14 protein-coding genes and 5 pseudogenes are annotated in these 16,573 nt (G+C 42.0%); 5 read left to right on the top strand and 14 right to left on the bottom strand.

Features of this window, described 5'->3' with window-relative positions:
- Positions 1-245 (top strand): annotated as a pseudogene (locus tag JCM10596_RS13355) (IS3 family transposase); the annotation flags it as partial.
- A 72-nt stretch (positions 246-317) separates the two neighbouring features.
- Here the strand turns inward: JCM10596_RS13355 and tnpC are convergent.
- A pseudogene (gene tnpC, locus JCM10596_RS25495) lies at positions 318-1,169 on the bottom strand (IS66 family transposase); the annotation flags it as partial.
- Positions 1,170-1,491: 322 nt separating this feature from the next.
- Here tnpC and JCM10596_RS13345 point away from each other — a divergent pair.
- Positions 1,492-2,256, top strand: coding sequence for an SDR family oxidoreductase (locus JCM10596_RS13345; protein WP_025027561.1), 765 nt, complete (start codon positions 1,492-1,494; stop codon positions 2,254-2,256).
- A 281-nt stretch (positions 2,257-2,537) separates the two neighbouring features.
- Here the strand turns inward: JCM10596_RS13345 and tnpB are convergent, their stop codons facing one another.
- Both tnpB and tnpA read right to left on the bottom strand, forming a co-directional pair.
- Positions 2,538-2,909 carry an IS66 family insertion sequence element accessory protein TnpB gene (gene tnpB, locus JCM10596_RS13340; RefSeq protein WP_025027560.1) on the bottom strand — a complete coding sequence of 124 codons (372 nt, stop codon included), beginning with the start codon at positions 2,907-2,909 and terminating at the stop codon, positions 2,538-2,540.
- Entirely contained in the window at positions 2,899-3,270 is a 372-nt protein-coding gene (tnpA, locus tag JCM10596_RS31685; protein WP_025027559.1) for an IS66 family insertion sequence element accessory protein TnpA, read from the bottom strand. Before tnpA ends, tnpB begins: the two co-directional genes overlap by 11 nt.
- A gap of 119 nt (positions 3,271-3,389) precedes the next feature.
- On the opposite strand from tnpA, the pseudogene JCM10596_RS25490 reads away from it, so the two are divergent.
- The 3 genes and pseudogenes from JCM10596_RS25490 to JCM10596_RS13320 form a co-directional block, all read left to right on the top strand.
- Positions 3,390-3,795, top strand: a pseudogene (locus JCM10596_RS25490) (transposase); the annotation flags it as partial.
- A gap of 134 nt (positions 3,796-3,929) precedes the next feature.
- Positions 3,930-4,496, top strand: a complete 567-nt coding sequence (locus JCM10596_RS13325) for a bifunctional transcriptional activator/DNA repair enzyme AdaA (protein ID WP_025027558.1) — start codon at positions 3,930-3,932, stop codon at positions 4,494-4,496.
- Positions 4,497-4,562: 66 nt separating this feature from the next.
- Positions 4,563-5,189: a flavin reductase family protein gene (locus JCM10596_RS13320; protein ID WP_025027557.1), complete on the top strand. Its 627-nt coding sequence runs from the start codon at positions 4,563-4,565 to the stop codon at positions 5,187-5,189.
- Positions 5,190-5,310: 121 nt separating this feature from the next.
- Here the strand turns inward: JCM10596_RS13320 and rlmH are convergent, their stop codons facing one another.
- The 11 genes and pseudogenes from rlmH to JCM10596_RS13260 form a co-directional block, all read right to left on the bottom strand.
- Positions 5,311-5,790, bottom strand: coding sequence for a 23S rRNA (pseudouridine(1915)-N(3))-methyltransferase RlmH (gene rlmH, locus JCM10596_RS13315; RefSeq protein ID WP_025027556.1), 480 nt, complete (start codon positions 5,788-5,790; stop codon positions 5,311-5,313).
- A gap of 148 nt (positions 5,791-5,938) precedes the next feature.
- Positions 5,939-6,106, bottom strand: coding sequence for a CxxH/CxxC protein (locus tag JCM10596_RS28765; protein WP_081792041.1), 168 nt, complete (start codon positions 6,104-6,106; stop codon positions 5,939-5,941).
- A gap of 175 nt (positions 6,107-6,281) precedes the next feature.
- Positions 6,282-7,513, bottom strand: a pseudogene (locus tag JCM10596_RS25485) (S1C family serine protease).
- A 160-nt stretch (positions 7,514-7,673) separates the two neighbouring features.
- On the bottom strand, positions 7,674-8,468 hold the full coding sequence (locus JCM10596_RS13300; RefSeq protein ID WP_025027555.1) for an MBL fold metallo-hydrolase: 795 nt from the start codon (positions 8,466-8,468) through the stop codon (positions 7,674-7,676).
- Between the two features lie 26 nt (positions 8,469-8,494).
- Positions 8,495-9,268 carry a two-component system regulatory protein YycI gene (locus tag JCM10596_RS13295; RefSeq protein WP_025027554.1) on the bottom strand — a complete coding sequence of 258 codons (774 nt, stop codon included), beginning with the start codon at positions 9,266-9,268 and terminating at the stop codon, positions 8,495-8,497.
- On the bottom strand, positions 9,249-9,863 hold the full coding sequence (locus JCM10596_RS30870; protein WP_081792040.1) for a two-component system activity regulator YycH: 615 nt from the start codon (positions 9,861-9,863) through the stop codon (positions 9,249-9,251). The genes JCM10596_RS13295 and JCM10596_RS30870 overlap by 20 nt, the downstream gene beginning before the upstream one ends.
- Positions 9,864-9,871: 8 nt before the next feature.
- The gene (gene yycH, locus JCM10596_RS30865) at positions 9,872-10,609 is read right to left on the bottom strand and encodes a two-component system activity regulator YycH (RefSeq protein ID WP_025027552.1); all 738 of its coding nucleotides are present in this window, start codon (positions 10,607-10,609) and stop codon (positions 9,872-9,874) included.
- Entirely contained in the window at positions 10,606-12,420 is a 1,815-nt protein-coding gene (walK, locus tag JCM10596_RS13280; RefSeq protein WP_025027551.1) for a cell wall metabolism sensor histidine kinase WalK, read from the bottom strand. Before walK ends, yycH begins: the two co-directional genes overlap by 4 nt.
- A gap of 9 nt (positions 12,421-12,429) precedes the next feature.
- Positions 12,430-13,143, bottom strand: coding sequence for a response regulator YycF (gene yycF, locus JCM10596_RS13275; protein WP_025027550.1), 714 nt, complete (start codon positions 13,141-13,143; stop codon positions 12,430-12,432).
- Between the two features lie 162 nt (positions 13,144-13,305).
- Positions 13,306-14,267: pseudogene (locus JCM10596_RS31385) on the bottom strand (LysM peptidoglycan-binding domain-containing M23 family metallopeptidase).
- A gap of 935 nt (positions 14,268-15,202) precedes the next feature.
- Complete coding sequence (locus JCM10596_RS13260) at positions 15,203-16,489, bottom strand: adenylosuccinate synthase (RefSeq protein WP_025027548.1); 1,287 nt, start codon at positions 16,487-16,489, stop codon at positions 15,203-15,205.
- Positions 16,490-16,573: the final 84 nt, after the last annotated feature.

Genomic DNA, 16,573 nt, shown 5'->3' with positions numbered 1-16,573 from the left:
TCTTTAAAAAAAGCAGGGATATTTATGGTCAACGAAAGATTAAGAAAGAGCTTGAAAAACAGGGTTCGCAAGTGTCACGACGCCGTATCGGTCGAATCATGAAGGAGCAAGGGCTCGTTTCAAAGTATACGGTGGCTCAATTTAAACCAAGCAAAGCCAAGTGTAATGAATCGAGCATTAGGAATACATTAAATCGAAAATTTGATCAGGATCAGAAACTAAAAGTGGTTGTTAGTGATTTAACGTAAGCGTCTAATAACCAGGTGTATTGAAAAAGAAAAACCCATGGCTCATGATGAGGATCCACAGGCTTTGCGTTATGTACAATGTTGCCTAACTGCCGGACTCCATGGAAGGTAATCATCAAGTAACTCCGGCTGCTGACGAAATGCAACCGCCGGTAACTGTTGCAACAGATAGACTAGATATTTGTAGGGGCTCAATCCATTTGCCTTTGCTGTCTCTACGATGCTGTAGATCGCTGCACTTGCGGCTGCACCCCGTGGACTTCCGCTAAACAACCAATTTTTGCGGCCGACCGTAAAGGGGCGAATGCTGTTCTCAGCTAGATTGTTCGAGATCACACAGTTCCCATCTTGTAAATAATTTATCAACGCTTGTTTATGGTTACGCGCATACTTCAGAGCTTCGCCTAGCTTTGATTTGGGAAGAACTTTACCTTTGGCCGTTTCTACCCACGTCCAAAAAGCATCGAGTACATGCTTTTCCTGCACCAGACGTTGTTCCTTTCGCTCTTCAGGGAGATGTGAGGCAAGCTGTGCCTCTAGCTCAAATAGCTTGTTGCAGTAGGCTACCCCATCCGTGGAAAGGGTCCCTTCCGGATTCTTTGCCTCCGGTGGCAATGCCTCAACAAACTTACGCCGAAGATGTGCCCAGCATAGACAAGAGATCGTTCCTGCTAGATTCGCATATCCAGAGTAGGCATCGCTATGTAAATATCCCTTGAATCCTTTCAGGAACGCTTGCGGGTATCTCGCCCCTCGTCCTGGCTGGTATACAAAGATCCTTATGGGATGCGTACTATGCTGACCGATGCTGTAGATCCACATGTAGGAGGAGGTCGTGTTCTTCCGACCCTTCTCATTCATTACCTGCAAGGGTGTCTCATCGGCATGCAGATATCGCTCTTGTACAAGCAGCTCATGCAGTCTGTTCCAAGGGGCTCATGAGATACCGTTCCTTCACTGTCTTCTATACCTATTATTATACCATAAAAGCAGGCATGAATCCAGATTTTACAAGGGTTTTTGACACTTTTTCGGCTTACATAGTGTCAGAAGAAAATAAAATATTAGACTGAGAAAATAAAGTCTTAGACTGACGAAGGGCCATTAAACGGGCAGGATAGTTTAAGATTAACCACGGAAAAACCCACCAGTAGCCATCCCCTTGTAACCGAATGAGAGAGCAACATTTCAAATATTGTCCTGTGATAAAATTATATTTGAATTCGGACAAGGAGATGAAAACATGAGTAAGTTGAAAGGTAAAATCGCTTTAATAACCGGAGCGAGCCGAGGAATTGGCCGCAGCATCGCATTGCGTCTGGCACAAGAGGGCGCATTTGTCGTCGTGCACTATGGAAAAAGACGAAATGAAGCGGAGGCAGTCGTTCACCAGATCGAGCAAAGCGGAGGTAACGCGTGCGCGATTGGCGCTGACCTGAGCACTCTCGATGGCATTCATGATTTATTTGCGGTACTGGATGATGACATTCGGGAACGTACTGGCGGTAGCGGATTCGATATTCTTGTCAACAATGCTGGAATCGGTCAAATAGTTAGCCTAGATGAGACAACTGAAGAATCTTTTGATGAGGTGATGAAGGTTAACGTCAAAGCACAGCTTTTTGTTACCCAGCAAGCTTTACCGCGTCTAAAAGACGGAGGGCGCATTATTAATATTTCATCCTTTGTGACGCGCGTAGCGTCTCCAAGTGTGTTCGCCTACAGCATGTCGAAAGGGGCCATCGACACATTTACGCATCTTCTGGCTAAACAGCTGGGTAGCCGCAATATTACGGTAAACGCCATCCAGCCCGGCATTATTAACACAGAGATGAATGCTGGGACGTTGCAAGATCCCAATGGGCAAAAATATGCGGCCGGTCTTTCAACCTTTAACAGATGGGGAGAACCCGAGGATGTAGCGGATATTGTTGCCTTTCTCGCTTCGTCGGACAGCCGTTGGGTAACCGGTCAATTGCTCGATGCAAGCGGTGGATCTCATCTGTAAGTAAATTTATTAGATGAATCCCACACTTTACGTTCATTTCACTATTGCAGTCCCACCCCATTTTTGATGAAAAAGAGTGTTTCATGCAAGTATGTTTGTATCCTTGATTGAGTTAACGGAGTACGATAGCTCACTAAACCAGTGGCAGTCTAGAACTTTATTTTTCCGTCCCCATGGCTGCCGCTGGTTTGATTTTGGGGATCAGTCTAATACTTATTTTTCGGGGTCTAGCGGTTATGTAATGCGTAATGCCGCGTGTACTCTGCACATTCAGTCTAATACTATATTTTCATCAGACACATAGAAGGGGTGAAAGCAAGCTTTTTTACCGCTTTCGGCTGATGGAGCGACAGTCCTTCCAGCAACCATCGAAACTCCTGTGGCATGATCGAGCGTACGGCCTCGGCATCCATGGGCCACTGGTATTGACCCGATTCCAATCGCTTGTACAACAGTACGAATCCATCGCCTTCCCAGTACAAGGCTTTCATACGATCACGCTTGCGACCGCAAAACAGAAACAAATGATTCTGAAACGGGTTCAATTGTAGCTGATGCTGCACCAAGTGAATCAGGCCGTCAATGGATTTTCGCATATCCGTATATCCACAGGCGATATACAGCTGATCGGCCTTCGAGATGTCACCGAACATACTGAAGGATGCGAAGCGTCTGTTCGAGAAGTGCGGTAGACGCATGCGGATGAATTTCAATCGTAACGGCATCCGTACGAAGGATGATCGCCGCTTGTTCATGACTCGCTTCGGAACGAGGAGCGTTCGTCCGCAAAGATGGATGGACCGGTACGAGAGTTGGTTCATTCGGGGATGAGAAGGCGGGGAGAGATTCACACGCGGCTTCACGAATTTTCCGAAGCCAGTAGTAATAGCTTTTCACACTAACTTCGTGATCGGCACACCAACGAACCACGGTCTGACCACTGGAACGGCAATCACGAATGATCTCCGTCCACTGCTGAAGTCGATAGCGATTCCTAATCTCTAAAGTTTGCAATTGGACATCCTCCCACTAGAGTTTTTCGAGTAGAGTCGAAAAACTCCAACGACTTACTCTAACGGAATTGTCTCAAAGTCTAGATTGGATTGGAATACACCTTCTTGTTTGACGCTTACGATTTAACTTATGTAAGAGTAAAACAGACATGGCATTATATCTGCATCCTGGTTGACTTATATAATCGGGAGATTATTGGTTATAGTTCGAGTCCTCACAAGAATGCAGAGTTAGTTCAACGTGCCTTCGCCACGGTTAAATACAATCTACAGCGCCTCGAATTATTTCACACAGACCGCGGTAGTGAGTTTAATAATACGCTCATTGATCAAGCGTTGGCGGTATTTGGCATCGAGAGATCATTGAGCGAAAAAGGAAACCCATATGACAATGTCGTAGCAGATGCTACAGCTACCGTACTTGATTTTTTAACTTTTTGATTATGTAAATTGGTACAATAATATCCGTATACATGGATCATTGGACTATCTAACCCCCCCTGAATACAAGTTAATGCACCTTTAAAAATTTGCCCAATTTACTGTTGACATCCCAGTGTTCAAAATTAATTAGCAAAAAGTATTCAATTTTACTTGACGGTTACAATGCAACACTAGTATAGATTAACCTTTAAAAATCAATGGGGGAGAAACAGGAGAATGTCATTTTTAGATCAAATTATTCCTAAGGAGTACTGGAATGCCATTATCACAAATGACGAATCATATGATGGAGTTTTTCTCTATGGTGTTAAGACCACTTACATTTATTGTCGTCCCTCATGTAAATCTAAAGAGCCGAAAATTGAAAATGTTGTCATCTTTAATCACCAAACAGATGCTACTCACAATCATTTTCGGCCATGCAAAAGATGCAAACCAGATTTACAAATACACCCGAATGAAGAAATGATAAATGAACTAGTTGCATGGATACAAATAAATTACCATGAGTTCATCACATTAGAAAAGCTTGCTTCAATAAGTAATATAAGTCCATTCCATTTACAAAGAATGTTTAAGCATTCAAAAAATATGAGCCCTCTTGATTACATTAACAAGATCCGCATTGAAAAAGCCATCCACGTTTTAATAAATACAGACAAAAGTATCACTTTAATTGCAATGGAAATTGGTTTCTCGAATCCCTCCTATTTTAGTACATTTTTTAAAAGAGAAACAGGATTCACCCCTGGAATGTTTAGGAAAAAATATAGAATAATTTGAAAGTAATCTTCCACCTAAAAATAATATACTTACTTTGCATCAAAATTTTTAGAGGAAGTGAAATCTATGCATAAAACAATTAATCCTAAAATATTTTATTTTGGAACCCCTGTTGTACTAATTAGTACATTAAATGAAAACGGTACACCTAACTTAGCTCCAATGTCATCGGCATGGTGGTTGAATCATTCATGTATGCTAGGGATGAGCGGGAATTCACAGACTGTCACAAATTTAATTAGGGAAAGGGAATGTGTATTAAACATACCTTCAGCTACATTAGTTAGTAGTGTAGATAAGCTAGCTCTAACAACTGGAAATAAACGAATCGCAGATTATAAACTAAATATGGGTTATGAATATGTAGCGGATAAATTTAGTAGATCGAACCTTACTGCAAAACCAGCTCAAGTAGTGAAAGCACCAGTTGTACATGAATGTCCTGTTCAGCTAGAGGCCATTGTTAAGAACATTCATTCATTTGATGAACCTAGTTTGCTCAAGGCGATTGAAGTTGAAATCATAAAAACACATATTGACGAATCGATTTTAGTAGAAGGTAACAAAAGTTATATTGATCCTGAAAAATGGAAGCCTCTCATCATGAACTTCTGTGAGTTTTTTAGTTTAGGAGATAAAATACACCATTCCAGATTAGCAAAACCATTTATTTCTCAATGTGACAATAAATAAAAAGAATAAAATTATGAAAGCCCAAGGATAAAATAAGCAGCGGTTCTTGTGGATTCTGATGTTTTCAAGCCAAAAATAAAACAAATTTATTTTTGGCTTGAAAATTTAACTAAAACCTCATTCACTTATGATAAGGTTCCCCCTTCATAATCCGAAACGCCCGATACACCTGCTCCAATAAAATCAACTTCATCAATTGATGTGGAAAAGTCATCTTTGAAAAAGATAGCTTCTTATTAGTTCGCTTCAGAACCTCGTCTGAGAGTCCATTGGAACCGCCAATGATAAAAGCAATGCTGCTCTTTCCGTAGATGGCGAGCTGATCTAATTCCTTGGCTAACTGTTCAGAAGACCAATTTACCCCATCAATGGCTAATGCAATGACATATTGATCCTGTTTGACCTGTCCGAGGATGCGTTCTCCTTCTTTTTCCTTGACCTGCTCGATCTCTTTCTGGCTCAATTGCTCAGGAGCCTGCTCATCGCTGACCTCAATAAGCTGGAGCTTGCAGTATGGCCCTAGTCGTTTTTCGAATTCAGAGATCCCTAATTTTAGATACTTTTCTTTAATTTTCCCCACACTAACGATCGATATATGCACAGTTTTTTTCCTCTTTCTCTATCAAAATACTAAATCTAGTGACGACTTATTTCGATGTTATCCACATGTTGATAACACCTGTGTATAACTATTTTATGATTATGCATAGTAAGCCAAATCCTTACTGTAGTGCCATTTCCTCCGATTCTTAAAGGACCAGAAACGTCGGCTTGCCCTGACAAAACTCACAATTTTCTGGAGCTACCCACTCTGTAAAATGAACCTCATCCAACTTATACACATCTGGAGCGTCTTCAAAATCATCCACAAAATGATCAATCGCCAATTCTAAATGTTCCTTACAGCATACATACATTCTTTTTCCTCCTGCTCTATTCTTGTCTCTTGTGCTGGTTTGATCTTATTGATATGTCTATCTCCTATACGATTGTGAACATACTCTCTTATAGTATAAACGAAAAGCAAGAGGGAGTCCCCTCTTGCTTTATTTTCTTTCAATGATCTGCGCTTTATTCCTTTATTTTCACAAATTATTCATTCTTCAATACTTTATCTAAGGATAATTCAACTGTTTGAAGGAGTCCTCCACGGTAGAAGCTAACCTCTAAGGTATCCCCGATTTTCTTTTTGTTGAAGATATATTTCCGTAGAGTAAGAACATTTTCGATATCGATTCCGTCCAGCTGGACAATCACATCGTATTTTTGCAATCCGGATTGATCTGCTGGGGATAAGGATTGAACAGACATGACGACAACCCCTTGCTTCACATCACCAGGAAGCTTCAAGGTTTCGGTCCAGTGGTAGCTGGCAATATCGGTTAAGCTTTGGGTCGTAATTCCCATATACGGACGCTGTACCTCTCCATGCTCTACTAAATCATGGATCACTGGTAAGGCATCATTAATAGGATGGCAAAGCCTAGTCCCTCTACGCCGCGCTGGGCAATCTTTAAGCTGTTGATTCCAATGACCTGCCCCTGAATGTTAATTAAAGCTCCCCCACTATTTCCGGGGTTAATGGCCGCATCGGTTTGCAGTACATTAATTTCCCAGCCGCCTCCAGCAGGAACAGGGATGGAGCGATCCTTCGCACTAATGATTCCCTGAGTCACAGTACGAGAAAATTCTAAACCTAGAGGGTTTCCAATTGCAATAGCAGGCTCTCCTGTGCGAACGGCATCGGAATCACCGAAGATCGCGACGGTGTCCACATGCTCGGCATCGATCTCTAATACGGCGAGATCTGTCAGCGGATCGGCTCCTCGCAGGCTGGCTTCCACTCTTTCTCCATTAGACAAGGATATTTCCACGGATCTGGCATTTTCGATGACATGGTAATTGGTGACAATGCGTGCTTTGCCTGAAATTTTATCGATTTCATAGACGATTCCTGAACCCGCTCCCTGCTCTACAGCTTGAGAGGATTGACGGTTAAAGAAATCTGTTACTTCCTGAATATTGACAACTCCGACAATCGCATCTGATACCTTCTCCACAGCATCGATCACTTCAGAGGAAACATTCACCTTTACGCTTTGATGGACAGGCTGTACCTTATTATCGACTGCCACTGTGGCTTGAGCAGGTGATTCTGCATTTTTCATCACCACGTCATAGGGCAGGACACCTAATCCAGATAATGCGGGTAAGACAGATAAGGAAACAACACCTCCGATAATGGAGGAGATAAAGGCAGTAAACCACGGGCCTCTTTGCTTTGATTTTTTCGGTCTTTCAAATCCTTCATCATAATATCCCATCATTGAACACCTTCCTTATATTTCATAGTATCAGTATTGTTCATTTGGCAAGATATTAACCTCTCCCTATTATTATACTTAGAATAGAGAAAGACTCAAGAATTGAAGTAACATGTATTTTTAACAATATTTTGACAAGATCGTCTTCATTCTATGCACCCTATACAGCGACTAGCTTCGTCGGTGTATCAGGAAAGGTATCATGCAGAGTCAGCTCGCGTCCAATTTCAAAGCCTTTTTGCTCCAGTATTTGTTGGACGGTCATTCTTGCCAGCTCGCGCATGTTGTTATCTTTACTTAGATGAGCCAGATAGATTTTTTTCGTTCGATCACAGATAATATCTGCCAGCGCTTCTCCTGAGGCTTCATTGGATAAATGACCTACGTCGCTTAGGATTCTGCGCTTAATGTTCCAGGGATAATGACACATGCGCACCATTTCTATATCGTGGTTCGATTCGAAAATGATCACATCCGATTCTTGCAGGGTTCCTTTGATTTTTTCGCTCACATAGCCCATATCGGTTGACACACTGAGTTTTTTTCCTTGATGGTGAAAACAGAAAGCCATAGGTTCGACTGCATCGTGGGAAACCCCATAGGATTCTACTTCGATGTCCCCTATTTGAATGATTTGCTCTCGTTCATAGTGAAATTTCTGCTCGACATCAATTTTCCCGCACAGCTTGTCCAGCTCTCCCCATGTTTTCTGATTGGCATAGACTGGGATCTCGTATCTTCTCGCCAGTACACCAAGCCCTTTGACATGATCCGAATGCTCATGCGTCACTAGAATGGCATCCAAGTCGTCAGGCTTTTCTCCAATCTGGGCAAATAACTGCTCTAGCTGCTTTCCGGTTAGACCGGCATCGACAAGAATCTTAGATTGCTCTGAAGCAATATATATTGCATTTCCCGTACTCCCGCTTGCTAATACAGAGTAACGTAATGTCATCCTCTCCACCTCTATACTTCTCTAATTTATTGCTCTAATGGTACGGATTCTAACGCACCTGTAAAAGCATTAACATAATATGTGATTTGCTTCCCCTCATGCTCAATTAAAACTCTCCATACCGGGGTCAGCACCTGGCTTTCTATCTCGTAAATTTGACCATAATAGCCTAGTGTCACCCTCTGGATGGTCGAATTCGGAGGAATCACCTGATGATCCAATAAGGCTCTAATTGTGGTAAACGAAGAGATAACAGGCTGCTCCGTCCCTTTATTAACAACCTCATGATAGACTTGCTTGTACTCTACTACCCGTTGATCCTCAATGCTAAACTTCACGGTCGAGAGAAAAATAGGGTAGTCTTGGATCTTCTGCAAATAAACGATCTCTGTCGGCGTCTTCCGATCAAAGACATACTGCTCCCCATTCAGTACATGCCCCTTCATGAAATTCTGCTGAAACAGATATGGATCGAAGGGTTCAGCTAAAGGATAGGGCTCCATTAACTGAGCATGAAGCTGCTCATTTTCGATCAGGATGTTTTGCTTGCTTACATGATAGAGCTCCTGTAAGGAATAGATGGCAAATTGTGTATTGAGCTGTGACATCTGGGTTTGTTCTACACTTAGCTCTGTCGCTAACGTGATATGCTTTAACAGGAGAAGCTCATCCATTGAGCTCTCATACACCTGAGCCATTTCAATTTTTTTGGTTTGTTTTTCCCACAGCTGATAGCCTAAAAACGAGTTTAAGATGAGGAAAGCAAGGATGAAGATGGTTTTAATTCGACTCCAATTCATCGCTGGGCTCCTCCTCTGTTTTTGGTTTCAGCTTATTGATAAACAGCCGCTCGCCATTCTTAAGCTCCACGACCCAGTGAGGGACATAATTTAAGTAGTACTCTTCGATGGTCAGCTTATATCCCAGTGAAATACTAAACACTTGAGAAAGTAGGATTCCCTCTTCCTCTAGAGATGACAGCAATTGATCCCCTGAGGGAAGCTCTCTAGGAAATTGGTTAATCACTTGATCGATTTCAAACATCGGTCGGTAATAACCCACCACTCGATCATTTTGCACTTCTAATTGTATCACATTTTGGTCATTCTCTTGAGCCTCTGAATAGATAGCATAATTTCCCATGTAGTTTCTGAATTCTACCAACACCTTCTGCTCCTGCTCGTTACGTTCAATTCGGTGCAGATAGTAATTGGAATCGAAGCCTTTATGCTGATTGACGAATTGCACGCTCCGCTGGACATAGGTGTCGGATAGCACGTCCGTCTGTGAGTATTGAGCAGCAGGATGAAAGAAATACATTGCATACTGCTGTTGGTCATAATGCAAGCCTCTTGATCCATCTGTGTAGAAGCTGCCCCCGCTCCGATCTTGAATCGGACGAGCTAGGTTGGATCGACAAAAAGGTACTGAATCATGTTTTCAACAGGGATACGCTGGTAAAAATAACGATACTCCGTCATCTCTACCGGGCTTGTCGGCAGATAATAAATAGAATAAACCTCTTCCTCCTGTGGCTCAGAAAAGGTAACCGCCCGATAATCTGGACGACTCTCACCGAGAGCCAGGTAGTTCTTTAGTTCACTTAGAGATATACTGGTTCGAGCTTGAACCAATTGCTGATCGTCTTCTGAAATAAACATGGCGAAGACTTCTTCGTTATTCATATCCTCGAAAATCCAAATTCGATTGATTAAGGGGAGGGTTACATTCTCCGTCCGAATCTGAAAGATATCCTGAATAAGCTGCAAGGGCAAGCCTGTTTGAAAGACAAATTCAATTCCTTCATTTTCTTCAATCTGACTCTGCCATGTACCATAGTCCTCTTGCTCTACTTGCCTAAAATTATAAAAATACCAATTGGACATTTGTCCATGCAGTATCCGATATTGCAGCATTTCGGGGTAGGAAACGGTATGGCTTTGCTCCCCATAATGATAGATGATCAGCTCAGGACGTACCAGCTCATTCATCTCTTTTCGTTGGGCTAAGCCCTCATGGATCACATATTCCGTCGGATTAATATAATCGTAATGGGGTTGATAGGTCCAAATCTGCCAGGTCAAAAAAGCACTCGAAGCCACAAGCAGGACGAGAAGAACGGTTTTCAGTTGTTCGATCATGATTCCCTCTCTCCTTCTCCCTGCTTCATTGGCAATCGGATAGATACGGTTGTTCCCTGTCCATAATCACTATCTATAGAGATGCTTCCCTTATGTGCTTTAATCATTTCCCTGGCAATAGACAAGCCCAGTCCTGTTCCCCCCATATCCCTCGACCTTGCCTTGTCTACTCGATAGAAGCGTTTGAAAATATGCATTAGCTCTGATTTAGGAATCCCCACCCCTTCATCTTGAATGGTGATTAGCAGGGTTTCTTCATTTTCTTGCTTGCCTGTGATGGTGATACTGCCTCCTTCGTAGGAGTACTTAATGGCATTGGATATTACATTATCTAAGACCTGCGTCATTTGATCTCGATCGACCTCAACGAGTGGCAGGGCATCAATGAAGAGTGTAAGCTGAATATTCTGCTGCTTCAATTGAACAGAGAAACGATCCGTTACATCTATCATTAGCCTTTTTATATCAGTTTCCTGAACATATTGTCTTGTTTTCTTATCCATTTTGGAAAGCTGTAAGAGATCATTGACCAGCCTGATCATACGCTCCGTTTCATTTTGGGTCACCTTAACAAAACGAGGTCCCAGCTCTGGATCTGTCAGCACTCCATCCTCCAAGGCTTCTAAATAGCTTTTCATCGTCGTTAAAGGCGTTCTTAGCTCATGGGAAACGTTCGCGACAAATTCTTTACGGTCGTTTTCCAGCTTTTCCTGCCTTGTTACATCCTGCAATACAGCAACCAAGCCTAAGAATTGCTTCTCTTTCATTAGCGGTGTCGTATTCAGCTGAACAATCATTTCATGCCCTTCTATATCAAGCTCTAATAGAAATTGCCTTTCCTTCTCGAAAAGGTTGTCCTCTTGAATTTCCTCTGAGAAAAAGAGCAGCTCCTTCAAGCTTGTCCCCAAGATTTCTTCTTCCGAACGCTGGAACATTCTTTCGGCACACTGATTCATCAGAATGATGTTTCCTTCGCTATTAGTTGCAATCACACCATCGCTCATATTAGAGAGAATCGAAGCTAATTTGTTTTTTTCTTCTGCATTTTCGGTGAGTGCTTGTTTGAGTCTTTCGGATAAGTAGTTAAAGGTAGCAGCAAGCTGACCAATCTCATCCTGTCCATACACCTTTACTTTTGTGGAGAAGTCCCCATTCGCCATCGCTGTGGCATGGGTGGTCATTTCCTTAATCGGCAGAGTGATTGTTCTAGATAAGGCTACGCCCATTAATCCCGTTAGCACAAGCGCAATAAAGGTTCCCGTTGCCCAGATATTATTAATCTCACGGATGGTATGATACATCTCTTCCATCGAAGCCATGAGAAATAAGACCCCGATAACATCCTCTTCTACTTTAATCGGGAGCGCTAGGATTTTAATTCGATGCCCATTTTTCGGATTGATCCGAATCGATTCATCTCGAGTTCCTTGCAGGGCTCTTTTCACTTCGATCTGCGTATTTTTCTGACCAATGAGCGAATGCTTATCGACGGATGTACTGATGATTACTCCATTTTGGTCCAACACCTGGATCTCAATATGGGGAGTGGATATCATTTGCTCGACAAAGAGATCAATATCCTTATACGGGTCCTCTTCCATCCGCTCATTCGGCTCTTTGAGATAGTTCTGGATGCTATAGACCAGCAAGCTCGCCTGCTGTTCAAGACTGCGGGTAAAGTTATTAGCATAATGAGATTCTAGTGCTTTGATAAAATAAGCCCCGATAATCTGCATGGCGATTAAGATAAGGAGCATATAGATCGTGACAAATTTCCACTGGATACGGTTAAAAAATTTTAATGTTTTCATCCTTGCCCCCTATAGCTGGTGCTTTGTCGGATGATCATCCTTCAGCAGATAGCCAATTCCTCTGCGGGTCATGATATACTCAGGCTGGCTCGGATCTTGTTCAACCTTCTCTCTTAGCCGACGTACGGTAACATCTACAGTGCGTACATCTCCATAGTAATCATAGCCCCAGACCTGCTGTAATAAGTGCTCTCTGGTTAAGACATGACCTTTGTGTTTGGCAAGATATAAGAGAAGCTCAAATTCACGGTGAGTCAAATCGATCAGCTCTCCCGACCGATGCACAGTATAGGAATCGGTATTGATAACCAGCTCTCCAATCTCAATCCCTTCCTGTGGGGCATGTGATGGCTGAGCGACTTGGTATCTTCTTAAATTGGCTTTGACTCGAGCCACCAGCTCTCTAGTGCTAAAGGGCTTGGTCACATAATCATCTGCACCCAATTCTAAGCCCAGAACCTTATCTAGCTCAGAATCCTTGGCTGTCAGCATGATGATGGGGATATCCTTAGTCTGTCTGATATGTCGGCAGACCTCCATCCCATCCTTTTTGGGAAGCATAATATCTAATAGGATTAAATGGGGTTCCTCTCCTAATGCTTTCATGATGGCTTCCTCCCCATCAAAAGCACATATTACCTCATAGCCCTCTTTTTCCAGGTTATACTGAAGAATATCTGCAATTGGTCGCTCATCATCTACCACTAGTATTTTATAACTCATCTTCTGCCCCCTTCTCCTCCGTAAACAATGCCTATTTACTTCTATTCTAATAATAAGGGGGGTAAAACACAATAAAAACACTTATCCCCTTTTAAAAGGAATAAGTGCTTTTATTCAATAAAGTAGATAAATCTATTTATTTTATTCTATGTCTACTCACGATTATTTTCTAAAGTAAGTTAAAGGATTAACAACAGAACCATCTTTGATAATTTCAAAATGCAAATGCACACCTGTTGATCTTCCCGTCGTTCCCATGATGCCTAGGTATCTCCCTTTTGTACGATATCTCCTTTGGATACACTAATCGATTCTAAATGTGCATATAAGGTTTGATATCCATTATCATGGTCAATGATCACGTAATTTCCGTAGTCTCTGTGCCAGCCCGCTGTCGTTACTTTACCGTTGTCAGCAGCCATGATCGTCTTATCCTTCACACCTGAGATATCAATTCCTTGATGCAAACGACCCCAACGCTTTCCAAATCCACTAGTAATGGACCCGCCCATTGTTGGCCATTTGAAACTTCCATCTCCTCGAGAAGGCTTTACTTTTTCTCCGCGAACCATAATCTTAGTAACCGGTTCTTCGATGATTTCTTCATCTTCTATCTTTTTCTCAATCACTTGACCATTTTCCTTGATAATCAAGTAATCGACAACCTTTTTCCCTGCTTTTCCTTCTTGCTCTATACGAGTGTCTCCTCGGAACATATCAGGGTCACTCTTCGTTTCGATTTCATAGTTAATCTTTTCTTCTCTAGATATCCTTTCTACTGTTAGTACAGTAATCAAAGGCTCCTCCGCTGTAACGATAAACTCCTGCCCAATTTGTAGGACGGTCTTTTCTGTTACATCAGGATTCAAATCTAGCAATTCACGAATCTTCAATCCATATTTTTGAGCTATAGATCCTAAAACGTCTCCTTCTTGAACGACGTGAATCTTCTTCTCTACTTTGGATTGAGATAGCTTTTCCTTCAGTTGTTCTTCATTTAATACCAAATGAGGATGTACCGTTTCCGATTCCAACTCTACTTCTTGCTTAATCACAACATCGACAACTTCAAGCTCATCTATTTTCTTCTGTGCAGCAGGGGGCGTCACCTCTTGCACTTCCATATTTCCTTCTGCCATCTCATCATGAGCCACAGAGGCAATAGACACAACACTCTTCTTGTCTTTCGCTTGATCATCTAAAGTAGCAAGAATTTCCTCTGAAACATATTCACGCTTAAATGAGTCTAATATAGTGTGGATGCTTTCTTCATTTGATACATAGCCAATGAAGTGACCATCAACCACAAGCTTCACCGCATCCGCCTTCAGCGAAAATTGCGATTCTAATTGGGCAAGTGCCGCTTCGTTATCAAAATCAGGCTGATAGATTTCCTCAGCTTCAAATTGAAGACTATTATCATCTTGAAATGTAATATGATCTAAACGATTCGATTCTTGTTCGATCCGATCTTCAATCCAGCTCGTAATAAGCTCTGGATTGTCTACTGTTCCTATTTTTTGACCGTGTAAGTATACATGATAGACTGTACTAATGTTGGATTGATAGTATGTATGACCCATTCCTGCACCAGAAAGCCCGACAGTTAATATAGTAGCTGAAATAATCGCTTGTTTTTTATAATTTATGATGAATTGTTTTGATTGGAGTAGTTGTTTTTGCAGTAAGTGCTTCGATTTCTGTAGCCATTCTTGTGAATGGAATGTATGTTTCATATCTATGCTTTTTGCTCTATCTTGAACAGCTTGTGTGGTCTTCTTAGTCCAAGCTGCCAGCTTTCGAAATATAGACATGACAACCTCCTTCATAGATTTAACCCAAAGCCTAACCTTATAGACTAGTATATTTTTGCCTCCCTACTAGAAGAGGTCTTTTGGACACTCATGACACCACTTTACCATATTCGACTAAATTGTCCAAGACCAAAAAATGGTAATATGTTGAACGTTTAGACACGAAAAGGAGCCACAGGGCTCCTTTCTTGTTGTCTTTTCTACAAATTCGACTTTTTGACCACGTCGAAATTTGATTGATTTATTTAAGCATATACTCCGCGAATTAAGTTCGTTTGATCTCTGTCTCTTCCTACAGAGAAGATCGTTAATGGAATTCCTGTAAGCTGAGAAACGCGCTCTAAATAGTGACGAGCATTAGCAGGTAACTCATCTAGAGAACGTACACCTGAAAGATCCTCTGTCCAGCCAGGAAGCTCTTCATAGATCGGCTTGCACTCAGCAAGCACCTTCAGGCTAGCTGGGAACGATTCGATAATCTCTCCTTTGTACTCATAAGCCGTACAAATCTTCACTTTTTCAATTCCCGTTAATACATCAATCGAGTTCAAGGACAGATCTGTAATTCCGCTCACTCGGCGAGCATGGCGAACCACAACACTATCGAACCAGCCTACACGGCGAGCACGTCCTGTTGTCGTTCCATATTCATTTCCTGTTTCTCTGATTTGATCTCCAATTTCATCATTCAGCTCTGTTGGAAAAGGACCGTCTCCAACACGAGTCGTATACGCTTTGGCAACCCCAACTACACGGTGAATCTTAGAAGGTCCCACGCCGGAACCAATACATACTCCCCCAGCAATAGGGTTAGAGGAAGTAACAAATGGATACGTTCCTTGGTCAATATCCAGCATCACACCTTGAGCCCCTTCGAACAAGACCCTTCTTCCTTCATCTAAAGCATCATTTAAGACGACAGAGGTATCTGTCACATAAGGACGGATGATTTCTGCCATTTCTAAGTATTCGCTATAAATTTCTTCAAATGTCAGCCCTTCAACCTCATATACTTTGGTCAACAGACGATTCTTTTCCTCGAGGTTTCGTTGAAGCTTCACTTTAAACTCTTCAGGGTCTAAAAGATCAGCAATTCGAATCCCCACACGCGCTGCTTTATCCATGTAAGCTGGACCAATTCCTTTGCGAGTCGTCCCTATTTTGTTGGCACCCTTACTATCCTCTTCAGCTGCATCTAATTTTAGATGATACGGCAGAATGACATGCGCCCGATTACTAATCTTGAGATTTTTCGTTGAGAAGCCTTGGTCATGTATGTATTGAATCTCCTGAACTAAAGCTCTCGGATCAATAACCATTCCATTGCCAATGACACATAATTTATCTGTATAAAAAATACCAGAAGGTACTAGATGTAATTTATATTTGTTTCCGTTAAAAATGATGGTATGTCCTGCGTTATTTCCACCCTGATATCTTGCCACAACCTCTGCCTTCTCAGACAAAAAGTCCGTGATTTTTCCTTTTCCTTCATCTCCCCATTGCGTTCCAACTACAACAACGCTTGCCATGGGACACACCTCCAGTAACTATTTTCTTGGAAAAAAACCTCTTTTAGTGTAACAGAGTTGACTCGAAACTTCAATAACATTCAC

Source organism: Caldalkalibacillus mannanilyticus JCM 10596 (assembly GCF_000615945.1).
In the GTDB taxonomy this organism is placed as follows: domain Bacteria; phylum Bacillota; class Bacilli; order Caldalkalibacillales; family JCM-10596; genus Bacillus_AT; species Bacillus_AT mannanilyticus.
This window is presented reverse-complemented; position numbering and strand designations above follow the sequence as displayed.

Bases quoted from the DNA above. Each gene is read 5' to 3' on its own strand.
- JCM10596_RS13300 (WP_025027555.1), bottom strand. From the start codon at position 8,468: ATGACATTACGTTACTCTGTATTAGCAAGCGGGAGTACGGGAAATGCA.
- JCM10596_RS13345 (WP_025027561.1), top strand. From the start codon at position 1,492: ATGAGTAAGTTGAAAGGTAAAATCGCTTTAATAACCGGAGCGAGCCGA.
- JCM10596_RS13320 (WP_025027557.1), top strand. From the start codon at position 4,563: ATGCATAAAACAATTAATCCTAAAATATTTTATTTTGGAACCCCTGTT.
- JCM10596_RS13325 (WP_025027558.1), top strand. From the start codon at position 3,930: ATGTCATTTTTAGATCAAATTATTCCTAAGGAGTACTGGAATGCCATT.
- walK (WP_025027551.1), bottom strand. From the start codon at position 12,420: ATGAAAACATTAAAATTTTTTAACCGTATCCAGTGGAAATTTGTCACG.
- tnpB (WP_025027560.1), bottom strand. From the start codon at position 2,909: ATGTTCGGTGACATCTCGAAGGCCGATCAGCTGTATATCGCCTGTGGA.
- JCM10596_RS28765 (WP_081792041.1), bottom strand. From the start codon at position 6,106: ATGTATGTATGCTGTAAGGAACATTTAGAATTGGCGATTGATCATTTT.
- yycF (WP_025027550.1), bottom strand. From the start codon at position 13,143: ATGAGTTATAAAATACTAGTGGTAGATGATGAGCGACCAATTGCAGAT.
- yycH (WP_025027552.1), bottom strand. From the start codon at position 10,609: ATGATCGAACAACTGAAAACCGTTCTTCTCGTCCTGCTTGTGGCTTCG.
- JCM10596_RS13295 (WP_025027554.1), bottom strand. From the start codon at position 9,268: ATGAATTGGAGTCGAATTAAAACCATCTTCATCCTTGCTTTCCTCATC.
- JCM10596_RS13260 (WP_025027548.1), bottom strand. From the start codon at position 16,489: ATGGCAAGCGTTGTTGTAGTTGGAACGCAATGGGGAGATGAAGGAAAA.